Genomic DNA, 15,282 nt, shown 5'->3' with positions numbered 1-15,282 from the left:
CCCTTGACCAACGGACCTTGAGCTTTTCAACTCTTTCTATTATATACACTTTTTTTATCTTGTCAACTAGTTTGACTCTTTTTTCTGAAATTTTATTACTAATTTTCATAGATTTGTTTTTATATAGTAGAAAAGAGAGGATAAAACTTATCCTCTCTTGTATCTTTTCTGCTGAAATTTTAATTTTCTTCAGCCATTTTTGATTTGACTTCATCATATGATAGAGCACGGGATTCCTCTTCTGCCGATTCCGGCATCTTACCTGTTTCGTAAAGAGATTTGATTTGTGTACTATCTAATGTTTCGTATTTCAACAAGGCTTCTGCAATCAATTTATGCGTTTCGCGGTTTGATTGAATGATTTCAGCCGCTTTATTACGTGCTTCATTTAGTAATAAACGAACTTCTTCATCAATTTCATAAGCAGTACGCTCTGAAATTGTTTTTTGTGGTGTTTGAGCACCAAACATTGCATGATTACCTTCATATTGAACTGGACCAAGTTTTTCACTCATTCCATACTCAGTTACCATAGCACGCGCCATCTGTGTAGCTTGCTCAAAGTCGTTTGATGCACCTGTTGTTTGGACATTAAAGATGATTTCTTCAGCAACACGTCCACCCATCAAACCAGCTAATTGTTCTTTCATGTCTTCTTTAGATAGTAACATTTGATCTTCTTTTGGAAGAGCAATCATGTAACCACCAGCACGACCACGAGGAACAATTGTTACCTTATGAACTACACGTGCGTTGGACAAGACCAAACCAACAATTGTGTGTCCTGCCTCATGATAAGCAACCATTTCACGTTCTTTTTGAGAAACAGTTTTATCTTTCTTAGAAGGTCCTGCAATAACGCGATCTTCTGCCTCATCAATATCAGAAGCATCAATGACTGACTTATTACGACGAGCTGCAACTAAAGCTGCCTCGTTCAATACATTTTCCAAATCAGCACCAACAAATCCCGGTGTTTGTTGGGCAACTAACTTCAAGTCTACATCTTCTGCTAAAGGTTTATTTCTAGCATGGACTTTGAGAATTGCTTCACGTCCTTTAACGTCTGGACGACCAACCAATACTTTTCTATCAAAACGACCTGGACGAAGAAGTGCTGGATCTAATACGTCAGAACGGTTTGTTGCCGCAATAACAATAATTCCTTCATTTCCTTCAAAACCATCCATCTCGATCAGCAATTGGTTCAAGGTTTGTTCACGTTCATCATTACCCCCACCAAGACCGACACCACGTTGTCGACCGACAGCATCGATTTCATCGATAAAGATAATGGCTGGTGCTGCTTTTTTAGCATCCTCAAATAGAGAACGGACACGGCTTGCACCGACACCGACGAACATTTCTACAAAGTCAGAACCTGAAATACTAAAGAATGGTACGCCAGCTTCTCCTGCAACTGCTTTAGCAAGTAATGTTTTACCAGTTCCTGGAGGTCCCTCTAAGAGAACACCAGCTGGGATACGAGCACCTAATTTTGTAAAGCGTTTTGGATCTTTCAAGAATTCAACAACTTCAACGAGTTCTTGTTTTTCTTCCTCAGCTCCTGCTACATCTGAAAAGCGTACTTTGATATCTTCTTTATTAGCAGCCTTAGCTTTACTTCGTCCAAAACTCATTGGATTACGTCCGCTATTTCCCCCCATATTTCCCATCATAGAAAATAGGAAGAAGAATAAAATCGCAAATGGTACTACTGAAACTAGTATGTTAATCCACATACCACTTGAGCTCTCATGCTTAACTTCAACTTGTGTTTGGTGTTCACCTGCCAGTTTCTGCAAATCCGCTACAGTAGTATCCGATGGAAGAATAATACTTGTAAATTTCTCTACTTTTGTTGCAGAAGGTGTGAAAAACTGAATACCTGTTTCCGGCTTCTCTGTTTTAGCAGTTTTATAAACACCAGACACTTCAATAACACTACCACTTGGCTGATAGGTTATTTCTTTTACATTGTCATTAGTGATTTCCTGCACCAATTCTGAGTATTTAATTTGTTGACTATGACCAGCAGCTCTTCCAGCAAAAAAGTACTGAAATCCCGTTACTAACAAGAAAATCATCAACAAATAAAGAAATGGATTTTTTATAAAACCATTATTTTGTTTTTGCATTCAACAACTTACCCTTCTATTTTGAGTAAACTTCCTTTTTCAATACACCTACATAAGGAAGGTTACGATAGTTTTCATTATAGTCTAAACCATAGCCTACAACGAATTCATTTGGAATTGTAAAACATGTATAATCTGCTTCGATTTCTACTGTACGTCCTTCTGGTTTATCCAGCATAGTAACAATCTTAACAGATGCTGCTTCTCTAGCAGTAAACATATCTCTCAAACTTTTTAAAGTCTGACCAGTATCAATAATATCTTCTACAAAGACAATGTGTCTACCTTTAACATCTTGAGTTACATCTTGTTTGATATTAATGACTCCACTACTTACAGTTCCACCATGATAACTAGAAACCATCATAAAATCCATTTCAAGATGAGTGTCGATATATTTGACTAATTCTGCCATAAAAGGAATAGAACCTTTTAAAATTCCAACTAAAATCGGATTTTTTCCTTCGTAATCTTTCGTCAGTTGAGCACCTAACTTTTTAGCTGCTTCTGTAATTTCATCTTGTGAAATCATAATTTTCTTGATGTCTTGTTCTAACATGATTTTACCTATCTATTTTTTCTATATAAAGTACAGTGTTCATTATATCATTTTTCATTTTTATACTCAAATCACTGATTTCAATTCCTAAAATTGAACAAATTTCACCAAATTGCTCAACAATAATCGCATTTTTTCGTTTTTCTGTAGGAATTTTTAAATCAATAAAAAGTCGTCTTACTTTTTTTCGATGACCATTTTTTATCAAATAATCACCTGGTTGTCTATGTCGCAAAATCAATGATGTTTCACGGGAAACATTTATTTGCTGCACATCTTTTCCTCTTAGTGGAATTCCAAATGAAAAGAGATAACCATCATAATAAACTTGATTTTGATAGTTTAACACACACTCACTACTTTTTTCATCAGACTTTGGTCTGATTTTACAAATTCTAAAGTACTGATATTCTTTTATAAGTTCATAACCATTTTTTACACTATGACGATATTGACTCTTAGTTTTTAAAATATGGTGAATTTCTTGAAATTGTTCTCTTGTTACATTTAAATCTGCAAAACGACTAAGGTACTTTTGTAGTAAAACTCGTTGTGTTGCTTCAGAAAAAGATAAAAACTGAGTTAAATCTTCCACATTGACTGTTTGAGATAATTCATTCAGAGCACTCTTATAATCAGAAACCTCTTTTCTAAACTCTAAAAATGCTTTTTTTACCTGAGTATTTTCTTTTTCTAACTGGGGTAGATAAAGGTTACGAATACGATTGCGAAAATAGTGATTTTCCTGATTTGTAACATCTTCAAAATGCTCAATTTTAGGAAAATCTTTCTTATAAAAATATAGTAAAGGACGAATCAATTCTCCTTTATCAAACTCTTGTCTTTCTTTAATAGCTGATAAATGTTGCAATCGAACCCCTCTTATCAAGCGCATAAAAATCGTCTCAACCTGATCATCTGCATGATGAGCTGTTACAAGAGCTGTAGATGAAGTTTTCTTCATCACTTCTCTAAAAAAATCATAGCGAAATTGACGAGCATTTACTTCTGAAAAATCCCCAGTAAAACAAGCTACATAAATTGGAATCCCAGCTTGTTCCGCTAGTTTTCTTAATTCTTTTTCTTCATTATCTGACTCTGGTCTTTGTTTATGATTGACATGAGCTAAAAATAATTCAATCCCAAGTTCTTTTTGATAGGTTGAAAGAAGATGAAAGAGAAACATCGAATCCAATCCACCAGACAAGGCTAATACAACTCTTGAATGATTTTTAAAATAACCTTTCTCTAGGAGATGATTTAAAAAATCGCGGTCTCTCATTTTAGGACCTCGTAGACATCCTTAGCAATTTTAGAAATAGTATCGTAATCAGAATTTTTGGTAAAGATTGAAATAATGAAAGGAGAATCTGTGTAGACTATTCCCACATCGTGTTTAAATTCATCTGCATCCCCAATTTTATGGGCTACCTTAGCAGAAATATTCTTAGCAATCCGCTGATTATCAAAAGATGTTTGTGAAAGAGATTCTAAAACAAAACCATTTTGATTGTAAATAGATTCCATAACTTGACCAGCCATTTTAGCTGAAGCCATCTTGTCTGTCACATCCCACTCTTCACCTGCGATTGTAGCCATTTCTTTTTTAAAGGCTTCATCAGATTTATTCGCAACATAATAACCAAGAATATTATGAGCTACATTGTCAGATTCTTTCGCTGTTTTTGTTATTAAATCTTTGATAGTATACTCTTTATTGTCCGCTATTTTAGGGAGACTTCCACTTCCTTCAGGCTTATAAGAACCAGGAAAATCGTTAACTTCAGAAACATACTTTAGTTTCGTATCCAGTTGGTAATCACCTTGATTGATTTTTTCCTGAACATAATACAGATAAGGCAATTTCATAACACTAGCAGCGTACATTTTTTGTTCTTCATTAATGCCAGCTTCCTTACCTGTACTCAATTGTTTAACATAAATAGAAAACTGTTCATTTTGATAATTTGCAGAAAGTAGTTCTTGTACTTTCTGGATACGATTATCATCGGTCGAAATATAATCAGTGGAAATCCAACCTTTTTGCTTGATATGCAAGAATTCACGACCTTCAGCAAAGATAGACATATCTGCTTCAACCACTTGATATGGTGCTAAATCAGACCTTAGTTCTTGTTGATCATAAGGACTATTATAGACGACAAATTCAGGTTCTAACCAGACTCGTTTTGAGAAATTATTGACGATGGAACCATCGTATAAAAGTCGTTTATCAGCCATCACAAATTGATTATTAGACAATTTAAAGACAGGCTGTCCTTGTTTATTTAATCGCCATTCTGTAACAGTTAATGTTGTTTCTGCATTTACTTTACCTGATTCATTAATCAGGTCTTCTGTAGAATAAACAGGTGTCTCACCATAAAATTTTGGAGATTCTATAGTATCTTGATAATAAAAATGATACGGAGCGTGAGTTAAGGAATAAACTTCTTGTTTTGGAATAATAACTTGATTCTCAGTGCTTACTACTTGTACACTTTTTAGGAAAATAGGAAGTAGTAATATCACTAAAAATTTACGCATTCTTTTTCCCCTCTTCTTCTTGCAGTCGTAATAGATGATTCTTTTGAGCTAACTCATCTAATTTTTCATCTGATTGACTTAAAAATTGTTCAACAATATCTAATAAATTTTCCATTTAACATTACCTAGGAAGCAAGTCCGGAATTGTATAAACTTCCTCCCATGTTTTTGAATAATAATATTTTGCACGGGAATATTTAGCAGCATAGGATTCGTCTTTTAACTTCGTTGCTAAACTAGCTTCTTTATCCTTTTCATCGCTCAATTCCTGATATTGTTTGTTCAAATCAGCTAGTTGCTGGCGACGTGTTAGTAATTGTTGATAACTTTGCGCTAAATTATAAGTTGGCAAGATAAATAACAACATAATCAAAATCAAAACCCAACCCATAAAACGATTCCGTTTTTGACGTTCTTCCATCATGTACTTACGACGTTGGTATTCATTTTGAATAAAAGAGTTATTCATTTGGACTATTTTTTTATACATCGTCTTCTACCCTTGTTTCACTGATAATTTCATACATTCCAGCTGCATCTTCTTTTTTTGTGCTATCTTTCATTTCTAGCACTTTCACAAGCAACAACTTATTTCCAAAGCGAATTTCAACATGATCGTTAACTTTTAAATCTGTTGAACTCTTAGCAAGGATTCCATTTACCTTAATTCGCCCTTTATCTGCAACTTCTTTAGCCACTGTACGGCGTTTAATAATTCGTGATACTTTTAAATATTTATCTAATCTCATCTTATAATACCTCAAATTATTATTGTACCATTTTTATCCCTTTTATAGAAGAAAAAAGGTAACTCCTAATGTGACTCTTTTGATTCTTTTATGTTTGCTAATGTTTCTCCAAAGGTTAAGAGTCCTTCTAAAATCTCATAATCTTTTTTATTTCGAATATCAAATACAACTTCTATCAAACCTTGATTCTCAGAAATATTAGCCTTCAAACTTGTCTGTGAGAGGGCTTGGAAATAATCTTGAGTTAAGAATAGTTGTTGCGATATTTTTTCAAATTGAATAACAAGCTTATTATTTCTTCTTTCAACACGATTGACAAAGACTTTATCAAGATAAGCTTTAGCTAATCCAATTTCTAGGAGGTAGGCAACTACATCTGGATACTCTCCAAATCGGTCAATCAACTCATCTTGTAATTCTTCGTAGTTGACACGGTTGTCAATTTGACGAATTCTCTTGTAAATTTCAATTTTATGCCGTTCATCTGAAATGTACTCATCTGGAAGATAGGCATCAATTTGTAGAAGTAACTCAGCATTTCCTTTTTCACGTTTCTTGTCAGTTCCATTTTTCTTAGCAATGGCTTCTTCGAGTAACTGAGAGTACAATTCAAAACCAACTGAATCAATAAAACCGGACTGCGAACTTCCTAAAAGATTACCAGCTCCACGAATGGATAAATCACGCATGGCGATTTTGAAACCAGAACCCAATTCAGTGAAACCTTTGATAGCTTCCAATCTTTTCTCAGAAACTTCTGTCAAAGATTTGTCAGGTCGATACATAAGATAGGCATAAGCGATTCGATTACTTCGACCAACTCGACCTCTAAGTTGATACAGGGTTGACAATCCCATGTGGTCTGCATTTTCTATAAACAAGGTATTGGCATTTGGAATGTCTACTCCTGTTTCAATGATTGTTGTTGTTACTAAAATATCATATTCACCTTCAATAAAGTCAAGTAGTGTATTCTCCAAACGAATTTCACTCATTTGACCATGAACAAAACCAATAGAAGCTTCTGGAATCAGTTTTTGTAACTCTGAAACCTTCTTTTCAATCGTGTCAACTTTATTGTAAAGATAGTAAACCTGACCACCACGATCAATTTCTCTCAATACAGCATCTCGAATGACACGATCATTCTGTTCAAGGACATAGGTTTGTACAGGGTATCGATTTGTTGGAGGGGTTTCGATGACAGATAAATCTCGGATACCTAGCATCGACATATGAAGAGTTCGAGGAATCGGTGTAGCTGTCAAAGTTAAGACATCAACTTTCTTTTTTAATTCCTTCAAAGCTTCCTTATGTTTAACTCCGAATCGTTGTTCTTCATCAATGATGATTAATCCTAAATCTGCAAATTCAACATCTTTAGACAAAACTCGATGGGTTCCTATCAGGATATCAACTTGGCCTTTTTTCAATTTTTCAAGTGTTTCAGTCTGCTCTTTTTTACTTCTAAAACGACTCAAAACATCTACATTGACAGCAAACTGCTCAAATCTTTCCTTGAAATTACTATAATGTTGCTGAGCCAAAACTGTAGTAGGTACTAAAACAACAACCTGTTTATGATTGTTGACAGCCTTAAAAGCAGCTCTCATAGCAACTTCTGTTTTACCAAAACCAACATCTCCAACCAAAAGTCTATCCATTGGTTGAGAAGCCTGCATATCTTTCTTAATTTCTTCGATACTTCGAAGTTGATCTTCAGTTTCAACATAAGGGAAAGCCTCATCAAAAGCAACTTGATCTTCATCATCTTTTGAAAATGCAAAACCTTCAAGTTGACTTCTCTCAGCATATAACTTAATCAAGTCATCTGCAATATCTTCAACTTGATTTTTAACTTTTTGCTTAGCTTTTTTAAAACGTCCATCGTTTAATTTGTTTAACTTTGGAGCCTTACCGTCACTTGAAACATACTTAGATAAGGTTTGGATTTGTTCTACAGGGATAGAAATTCGATCTCCATTTTGATATTGGACACTTACATAGTCTCTATGAATTCCTTTTATTTCAATCGTTTCAATTCCTAAATATTGACCAATACCATGGATTTGGTGAACAACATAGTCTCCTTTTTGGAGTTCATTGTAATCCTTTAATCTTTCAGCATTGCTAATATTTTGTCTTCTATATTTGCGTTTAATCTTCTTTTTGAAAATTTCATATTCAGTTATGAATATTAGATTCTCATCCACAAAATGAAAACCATGACGAAGATTTCCTTCAACAAGATTGACAGATCCTTTACAGATTTCACTTTCATTATTATTGTAAACTTTAATGCTATATTCATCTAAAATCGATGATAGTTTTTTTAATTCTGTTTGGCTGCTTGATTGAAGAACAATCGTATACTTTAATTTTTTATAACGTTCAATTTCTTCTTTCAGAAAAGAAAACTGATTGAAGAATTCTTGCATGGGATATTGATTAAATTGATAAAGATGATCAAATTTTAGATTTCCAAGACCTTTTTGAAAATTCGAAAAGAAACTTGCTGGTACATATTTTTTTAATTGACTTTCTACATCAGCAAAATATTGTAAATTTGACACAGCTTTACTATTATGTAAATCTTCTGTCAAGTAACTAGATGTTTCCTTATCAAAAACATCATATTGATTGGTAATTTTTTGAAAATCATCAAAGACAATGGGAACTTGATTCAAATAGTCTATCAATGTCCACTGTTTTTTATAAAAAATTGACAAAAACTTGCGAATATCTGCATGAAGAACTTGCTCTTTCGTACAACTAAAAACTTCTTCTAAGTAAGACTTTAAAGTTGGAGAAATAGCTTTATCAATCTCATGTTCTAAGAATTTTTGACCACGATAATAATCTTCAGCAGTCAGCAAAATATCACTAGCTGGATAGATTGAGGCTTGAGTTTGACTATCTTTTGATAATTGAGTTTCAGCATCGAATTCTCTAATCCCATCAATCTCATCACCAAAAAATTCTATTCGGTAAGGAGATATTTGAGAGGTTTCAAAGATATCCAGAATATCTCCACGAAGGCTAAATTCACCCTGACTTTGAACTTGTGTAACTTTCTTATAACCAAGGGAAATCAAGTGATTTTTTAGTTCACTTTGTTGGCATTCTTGGCCAATTTCAAGCTTTAAAATACTATTATCAAAAACTTGAGGATTTGGTAAGAATACACGACTAGCTGCGACGTTACAAACTAAAATTCCTTTTTGAGACCTATCTCTTAGAAAACGCAAAGCTTCAACTCTGGAAAATATCTTTTCTTGAGAAGATACCAAAAATTCTACCATAGGTGAATCATCTACTAAGAATGGATAAACTAAATTAGAACCCAAGATGGAAATTAAATCATTGACCAGACGTTCAGCTTCTCCATAAGTCGAAGTCATTACTAAAATTTTGTCCTGATTTTTTGCACTACTTGCAATAGCTAAAGATTTTGCTGAACCAGAAAGACCTAGTAGTAATTGTCTTTGTTTGAGAGATAAATGCTCATTCCATGATTGAATCTGCTTATTCTCTAAAAAGAAATCGATTAATGACATTTCCTTACCCATTATATTTCTGCATTGTTTTTTCAAAGTTATTCTCTTGTAAATAGTAATTTACAGCATCGTCAACCTTGTCAATTGACTGTAAAATACCAATATAATCTTCTTGATCAAACTTACTCAAAACATGATGAACCACTGACATTCCTTTTTTAGGTCTACCGATACCAATCTTTACACGATTGAAAACCTGTGTACCAATATGTTGAATAATTGACTTGATACCATTATGGCCACCAGCTGAGCCTTTAGCTCGAAGACGAATTTTTCCAACTTCCATGTCAAGATCATCGTAAATAATGAGTAAATCTTCAATATCTAAACCATAGTAGGTTAATAAAGCATGAACTGCTTTTCCACTTTCATTCATAAAAGTAGTCGGTTTCACCAAATAAATTTTTTCACCATTAAGGAAAAATGAAGCTAACTCAGCTTGGAATATCTTATCGTGTGTAAAGGTGACATTCTGTTTTTTTGCTAGTTGATCAATCAGCATAAAGCCAACATTATGTTTGGTTTCAAAATATTTATCCCCTGGATTTCCCAATCCCACAAGTAGTTTTGTCATTTATTTTTCCTTTCAAAAGCCAAAAGGGTTGGAATTTTTTTCCAACCTAATTGATACTATTTAAAATGTTCATTAAACGTTAAAGCGGAATTCCATGATGTCGCCATCTTGAACGACATAGTCTTTCCCTTCTTCACGCAAGCGTCCAGCTTCTTTTACAGCCTTTTCAGATCCATATTTAATCAAATCATCATAAGACATAGTTACTGCACGAATAAATCCTTTTTCGAAGTCAGAATGGATAATACCAGCTGCTTGAGGAGCTTTCATACCACGTTTGAAGGTCCAAGCACGGACTTCTTTTTCACCAGCTGTGAAGTAAGTTCCGAGTCCTAGTAGATGGTAAGCAGCTCGAGTCAACTTATCCACACCTGATTCTGTCAAACCAATGGCTTCAAGAAACTCTTTTTTATCTTCATCGTCTAACTCAGAAATTTCTTCTTCAGCACGCGCAGAAATGACCACTACCTCTGCATTTTCTGTTGCTGCAAATTCACGAATTTGCTTCACATATTCGATAGATTCTGGGTCTCCAACCACATCCTCATCCACATTTGCTACATAAAGAACTGGTTTAGTGGTCAAGAGGAAGAGTCCTTTAACTACTTTTTGTTCTTCATCTGTGAATTCAATGGTACGAGCTGATTTTCCATCTTCAAGAACTGGTTTAATCTTTTGAAGAACATTAAATTCTGCAACTGATTCCTTATCTTTTTGCGTACGTGCCATCTTTTCCACACGCGCATAGCGTTTATTAACAGATTCTAAGTCCGCAAGAATCAACTCTAGGTTAATGGTATCAATATCTGCTAGTGGATCCACAAAAGCATCTTCACGCCCTTGCTCACGCATAACATTTTCATCATCAAAAGCACGAACCACGTGAACAATTGCATCAACTTCACGGATATTGGCCAAGAATTTATTTCCAAGTCCCTCTCCTTTTGATGCACCTTTTACAATCCCTGCAATATCAGTAAATTCAAAGGTTGTAGGGACTGTCTTCTTAGGAGTAATCATTTCCGTCAATTTTTGGAGGCGTTCATCTGGAACTTCTACCATCCCAACGTTTGGATCAATAGTTGCAAATGGATAGTTTGCAGCCTCTGCTCCTGCTTTTGTAATTGCATTAAATAGGGTTGATTTACCGACGTTTGGCAAACCCACGATACCTGCTGTTAAAGCCATAGTTTCTCATTCTCCGTTCACATTTCAATCTTCAATATTATAACACAAAAAGGGAAAACTTGCTAACCCTCTAACTTCTTGCCTTTAGTCGATGATTTTACTCATTTTTCTTTCAAAATCATAACGACTCATCATGACAAGGTGGTCACAATTACTGCATTTTATTTTGATATCTGCACCTAAACGTGTGATTTCCCAACGATTGGCTTTTTTACCTGTAGACTTGATTGTACAAGCGTGTGGTTTTTTCATTTCAACAAAATTTCCAACTTGATACATACTACTCTCCTTTTCATATTTCTGATTATATCATAAAAGAGGTGAGCTAGGCTCAACCTCTTTAACTTAATTTGTACGAACTGGTGTAATCAGCTGCATGAAATCTTCATCTGTATCAGCTGGTACCAAGGTAAATGGACGAACTGCTGAAATGAAGCTGATTGTTACCTTTTCACTATTCAAGGCTTTTAGCGCTTCAATCAAGTAAGTTGGGTTAAAACTAATCGTCAAATCTTCACCAGATACACTTTCTGTATCGATTTCTTCATCTACTTTACCAACTTCTGGAGAATTTACATGTGCTTTAACGACTCCTTGTTTGATTTCTAATTTTACAGTTCCATTTTGAGTGGCACTTGATAAAAGACGAGCCCGTTCCATAGATTGACGTAAATTAACAACATCAAAAGTTACTGTCGTATTAAAGTCGGTTGGAATTAAGCGATCTGTATCAGGATAATTACCTTCTAAGAGGCGTGTATAGAAGCTAATATTTTCGCTTCTAAAGAGAATTTGATTATTTGCAAAGAAAATCTCTACTGTTTCAATATCGTCCGTAAAAACAGCTGAAAATTCGCGTAGAGAGCGACTTGGGATGACAACATCAAAATTATCACTATTTTTCTCAAGAGTTAATTTTTTCTGGCTGAGACGATGTGAGTCTGTTGCAACTGTTTTTAATTCTTGATGATTACTCAAAACAAAGTGAACACCAGTCAAAATAGGACGACTTTCTTGTACACTAGCTGCAAAGGCCGTTTCGTTGATAATCTTCTTAAGAAGTTTTGTTTCAAGGACTAAAGGATTACTTGCAGCGATTTCCTGGATACGTGGATATTGTTCACTGTCTTTACCTTTAAGAGTAATCTCAGACTTTCCACTTGTTAGTACAATTTGATGTTGCTCAATCTCTTTGAAATCAAGAGTCACATCTGGGAGACTTGATACAACATTGATAAAGAATGAAGCTTCTAGAAGGATAGAACCTAAAGAGTTAATCAAAAGACCTGCATTTTCATCTTTTTGAGAAATGAAGTTTTCAATTGAAATTTGCCCATTAGATCCAATTAAGGTAATTCCTTCGTTTGTCACATCGATTTTGATTGTTGATAAAACAGGAATAGCATTTTTAGAACTAATAGCACGTTTTGTAATATTTAATGATTGCAGGAATAGATTTTTGTTAATTGAAAAATGAATCATGGAATCTCCTTTATTTATTTTTATTATTAGAAGGTTAATAGTAATAGTAGGATGTGTGAAATTTGTGGAAAACCTAGTTTAGTTTAGAAAATTCAAGAAGTTACACTTGTTTAAAAAATGTGTATAAATTAGTAAAAATGTAAACACTTATCCACAAACTATTTGATTTTCTTTTTAATAGTTTCGATTTCTATACGTAATTTATCATCCGTTTCAATCATAGATTTGATTTTTGCATGAGCATGAATGACGGTTGTATGATCTTTACCACCAAATTCTTTTCCGATTTTTGGAAGGCTGTTATCTGTCAGCTCTCTAGCTAGATACATAGCAACTTGACGAGCTAGAACAATATTCTGAACACGTCTAGTTCCCTTCATCTCCTTAACACTAACACCATAAAAGTTTCCGACTTCCTCTTGGATTTTTTCAATCGGAATGACGATCATGGTGCTGCCACTTTGTTTTCGAGCACGGATAGCTTCAGATGCAATATCAACAGTTATAGTGTTGATTTGTTTAACTTTAGCCATGAGACTAATATCTTTAAGGGCACCTTCTAATTCACGCACATTTGAATCAAACTGGCCAGCCAAATATTCGATTGTGTCAGGTTGGAAATGATAATCAAGATCTTCTGTTTTACTGTTTAAGATAGCAATACGAGTTTCAAAATCTGGAGGAGTAATATCTGTTGTTAATCCCCATGAGAAGCGCGTGACAAGACGCTCAGGTAAATTTTCTAGTTGTTCTGGTCTGCGGTCACTCGTTAAAACAATCTGTTTATTATTACTGTGAAGTTTGTTAAATGTATTAAAAAATTCATCCTGAGTTTGTACTTTATTCCCACTAAGAGATTGAATATCATCAATAAGAAGGAGATCTAGACTTCGATAGGTTTTTTTAAAATTATCCATATCATTGAGCCTTAGATGATCTAAAAAATCATTAATAAAGCTTTCAGCAGGAATGTATTTAACACGCGCATTAGGATTTTTTTTGAGAATTTCATTCCCTAGAGCATTAAGTAAGTGAGTTTTTCCTAAACCGGGTCCTCCATATATAAACAGAGGATTATAAGTTAGTCCAGGATCTTCTGAGACGGCTAAAGCAGCAGACTTGGCCCAAATATTTCCGTCACCTTGAATGAAATTATCAAAAGTATAGATATCTCTTAATCCTGTTTCTGAATAAGGAATAGATTTTTCAGTTTGTTCCTGATGATGATTACTTTCAACATTACTTACTATATCGGAGGTATTAGAATCTTCCTTAGTCAATACATATTTGGCTTTTATTTCCGTGTCGTAGACTTGGAAACCGACAGCTACAATTATGTCATTAAGTTTTGTACTCCAAACCATTTCCATTTCAGATCTTGGTAAAAATATAGTAGCTACATTTCCTTCGACCTTTATTAATTCAGCAGGTGTCACGTAGAAATCAAACATTGATCGTGTTAATCTTTCTTTAGCTAATTCTAAAATCTGATTCCAAAATTGTTTTTCTTTCAACAATAAACTCCTCCTTTTCTAAATGGTATAATCTTAAACACTATTTTATCATATAGCAAGCATTTTTTCCACAACTTGTGAAAAACAATCCACAATGTTTAAAAGATTTATCCACAACTTGTGGATAAGAGGTTTAGATTTTGATTTTACTGATTTATCCTCTACGAATCCAGTGGATAAGTCTGTGATTTGAGAAAAATAAAATAACAGCCTTATTTCAGGCTGTTAATAAAACGTTGGTACTCTTCTTGGTTATGAAAAGAAATGGTTATTTTCCCAGCTTCCTTTTTTTGGAGGATAATCTGAACATCCAAGCCCAGCAATTTTTTCAAATTTTCTTCTTCTTCTTTGATAAAGTGATCTTTTTCTTTGCTTTTCTTCTTATTTTTTTCTTCTTTAAGGAGATGTTCCACCTGTCGAACTGATAAATCCTCTGTCTGAATGCGATAGAGTAATTTTTTTTGTTCGTCAGTAGATAGTTGAATAAGGAGTCTAGCATGTGCTTGAGACAATTTTCCAGTTTCTACTTCTGTTAAAATAAAATCAGGGAGCGTTAGCAAGCGAACAAGATTGGTAATATACGGACGAGATTTCCCCATTTTTTCAGCAATTTCGGCATGGGTAAACCCTTTGTCAATTAACGATTGGTATGCTTTAGCTTCATCAATGGGATTTAAATCTTCTCTTTGTAAATTTTCAATAATGGAATGTATCATCATATCCTGATCAGAAAGATTTTTGACAATTACAGGAACCTCTGAGAGTCCAGCTACAAGAGATGCACGATAGCGTCTTTCTCCAGCCAATATTTCATAACCAATGACTGGAGATTGACGGACAATTATCGGTTGTATCAATCCATTTTCCTTTATAGACTGAGCAAGTTCCTGAATTTTCTCCTCTGAAAATTCTTTACGAGGTTGATAAGGATTTTTTTGAATCTCACTTAGTTGAATAATTTTAAATTCTTCCAT

The 15,282-nt window shown here is 34.2% G+C and carries 14 protein-coding genes; all 14 read right to left on the bottom strand.

From position 1 onward, the window contains the following. Window positions 1–179: 179 nt before the first annotated feature. The 14 genes from ftsH to ACVC7R_RS06045 all read right to left on the bottom strand — a co-directional run bounded on the left by ftsH (window position 180) and on the right by ACVC7R_RS06045 (window position 15,282). On the bottom strand, window positions 180–2,138 hold the full coding sequence (gene ftsH / locus ACVC7R_RS06110; RefSeq protein ID WP_447263964.1) for an ATP-dependent zinc metalloprotease FtsH: 1,959 nt from the start codon (window positions 2,136–2,138) through the stop codon (window positions 180–182). A gap of 16 nt (window positions 2,139–2,154) precedes the next feature. Beyond that, window positions 2,155–2,697 (bottom strand): hypoxanthine phosphoribosyltransferase, encoded by a 543-nt coding sequence (gene hpt / locus ACVC7R_RS06105; protein ID WP_447263963.1) that lies wholly within the window; start codon window positions 2,695–2,697, stop codon window positions 2,155–2,157. A gap of 4 nt (window positions 2,698–2,701) precedes the next feature. Further along, window positions 2,702–3,979: a tRNA lysidine(34) synthetase TilS gene (tilS, locus tag ACVC7R_RS06100; RefSeq protein ID WP_447263962.1), complete on the bottom strand. Its 1,278-nt coding sequence runs from the start codon at window positions 3,977–3,979 to the stop codon at window positions 2,702–2,704. Next, entirely contained in the window at window positions 3,976–5,244 is a 1,269-nt protein-coding gene (locus tag ACVC7R_RS06095) for a serine hydrolase (protein ID WP_447263961.1), read from the bottom strand. The genes tilS and ACVC7R_RS06095 overlap by 4 nt, the downstream gene beginning before the upstream one ends. Continuing rightward, the gene (locus tag ACVC7R_RS06090; protein WP_447263960.1) at window positions 5,237–5,359 is read right to left on the bottom strand and encodes an SP_0009 family protein; all 123 of its coding nucleotides are present in this window, start codon (window positions 5,357–5,359) and stop codon (window positions 5,237–5,239) included. Before ACVC7R_RS06090 ends, ACVC7R_RS06095 begins: the two co-directional genes overlap by 8 nt. A gap of 6 nt (window positions 5,360–5,365) precedes the next feature. Further along, window positions 5,366–5,734: a septum formation initiator family protein gene (locus tag ACVC7R_RS06085; RefSeq protein WP_251938629.1), complete on the bottom strand. Its 369-nt coding sequence runs from the start codon at window positions 5,732–5,734 to the stop codon at window positions 5,366–5,368. Then, on the bottom strand, window positions 5,727–5,993 hold the full coding sequence (locus ACVC7R_RS06080) for an RNA-binding S4 domain-containing protein (protein WP_447263959.1): 267 nt from the start codon (window positions 5,991–5,993) through the stop codon (window positions 5,727–5,729). Before ACVC7R_RS06080 ends, ACVC7R_RS06085 begins: the two co-directional genes overlap by 8 nt. 65 nt (window positions 5,994–6,058) lie before the next feature. Then, window positions 6,059–9,562 (bottom strand): transcription-repair coupling factor, encoded by a 3,504-nt coding sequence (gene mfd / locus ACVC7R_RS06075; RefSeq protein WP_447263958.1) that lies wholly within the window; start codon window positions 9,560–9,562, stop codon window positions 6,059–6,061. After that, window positions 9,555–10,124 (bottom strand): aminoacyl-tRNA hydrolase, encoded by a 570-nt coding sequence (pth, locus tag ACVC7R_RS06070; protein WP_263394204.1) that lies wholly within the window; start codon window positions 10,122–10,124, stop codon window positions 9,555–9,557. Before pth ends, mfd begins: the two co-directional genes overlap by 8 nt. Window positions 10,125–10,196: 72 nt before the next feature. Next, entirely contained in the window at window positions 10,197–11,312 is a 1,116-nt protein-coding gene (ychF, locus tag ACVC7R_RS06065; protein ID WP_447263957.1) for a redox-regulated ATPase YchF, read from the bottom strand. Between the two features lie 84 nt (window positions 11,313–11,396). Continuing rightward, window positions 11,397–11,591, bottom strand: a complete 195-nt coding sequence (locus tag ACVC7R_RS06060) for a DUF951 domain-containing protein (RefSeq protein WP_447263956.1) — start codon at window positions 11,589–11,591, stop codon at window positions 11,397–11,399. Between the two features lie 66 nt (window positions 11,592–11,657). After that, window positions 11,658–12,794: a DNA polymerase III subunit beta gene (dnaN, locus tag ACVC7R_RS06055; protein WP_447263955.1), complete on the bottom strand. Its 1,137-nt coding sequence runs from the start codon at window positions 12,792–12,794 to the stop codon at window positions 11,658–11,660. A gap of 158 nt (window positions 12,795–12,952) precedes the next feature. Further along, window positions 12,953–14,308 carry a chromosomal replication initiator protein DnaA gene (dnaA, locus tag ACVC7R_RS06050; RefSeq protein ID WP_447263954.1) on the bottom strand — a complete coding sequence of 452 codons (1,356 nt, stop codon included), beginning with the start codon at window positions 14,306–14,308 and terminating at the stop codon, window positions 12,953–12,955. Window positions 14,309–14,520: 212 nt separating this feature from the next. Then, on the bottom strand, window positions 14,521–15,282 hold the full coding sequence (locus tag ACVC7R_RS06045; protein ID WP_447263953.1) for a ParB/RepB/Spo0J family partition protein: 762 nt from the start codon (window positions 15,280–15,282) through the stop codon (window positions 14,521–14,523).

The sequence above is a fragment of the Streptococcus sp. Z554 genome, assembly GCF_053010305.1.
Note: the sequence above shows the minus strand (reverse complement) of the source record. Positions and strands in the feature narration are given on the sequence as shown.

What these genes read in the sequence shown, in the direction of transcription:
- ftsH (WP_447263964.1), bottom strand. Translation starts at nt 2,138, where the DNA reads ATGCAAAAACAAAATAATGGTTTTATAAAAAATCCATTTCTTTATTTG.
- hpt (WP_447263963.1), bottom strand. Translation starts at nt 2,697, where the DNA reads ATGTTAGAACAAGACATCAAGAAAATTATGATTTCACAAGATGAAATT.
- tilS (WP_447263962.1), bottom strand. Translation starts at nt 3,979, where the DNA reads ATGAGAGACCGCGATTTTTTAAATCATCTCCTAGAGAAAGGTTATTTT.
- ACVC7R_RS06095 (WP_447263961.1), bottom strand. Translation starts at nt 5,244, where the DNA reads ATGCGTAAATTTTTAGTGATATTACTACTTCCTATTTTCCTAAAAAGT.
- ACVC7R_RS06090 (WP_447263960.1), bottom strand. Translation starts at nt 5,359, where the DNA reads ATGGAAAATTTATTAGATATTGTTGAACAATTTTTAAGTCAATCAGAT.
- ACVC7R_RS06085 (WP_251938629.1), bottom strand. Translation starts at nt 5,734, where the DNA reads ATGTATAAAAAAATAGTCCAAATGAATAACTCTTTTATTCAAAATGAA.
- ACVC7R_RS06080 (WP_447263959.1), bottom strand. Translation starts at nt 5,993, where the DNA reads ATGAGATTAGATAAATATTTAAAAGTATCACGAATTATTAAACGCCGT.
- mfd (WP_447263958.1), bottom strand. Translation starts at nt 9,562, where the DNA reads ATGGGTAAGGAAATGTCATTAATCGATTTCTTTTTAGAGAATAAGCAG.
- pth (WP_263394204.1), bottom strand. Translation starts at nt 10,124, where the DNA reads ATGACAAAACTACTTGTGGGATTGGGAAATCCAGGGGATAAATATTTT.
- ychF (WP_447263957.1), bottom strand. Translation starts at nt 11,312, where the DNA reads ATGGCTTTAACAGCAGGTATCGTGGGTTTGCCAAACGTCGGTAAATCA.
- ACVC7R_RS06060 (WP_447263956.1), bottom strand. Translation starts at nt 11,591, where the DNA reads ATGTATCAAGTTGGAAATTTTGTTGAAATGAAAAAACCACACGCTTGT.
- dnaN (WP_447263955.1), bottom strand. Translation starts at nt 12,794, where the DNA reads ATGATTCATTTTTCAATTAACAAAAATCTATTCCTGCAATCATTAAAT.
- ACVC7R_RS06045 (WP_447263953.1), bottom strand. Translation starts at nt 15,282, where the DNA reads ATGGAAGAATTTAAAATTATTCAACTAAGTGAGATTCAAAAAAATCCT.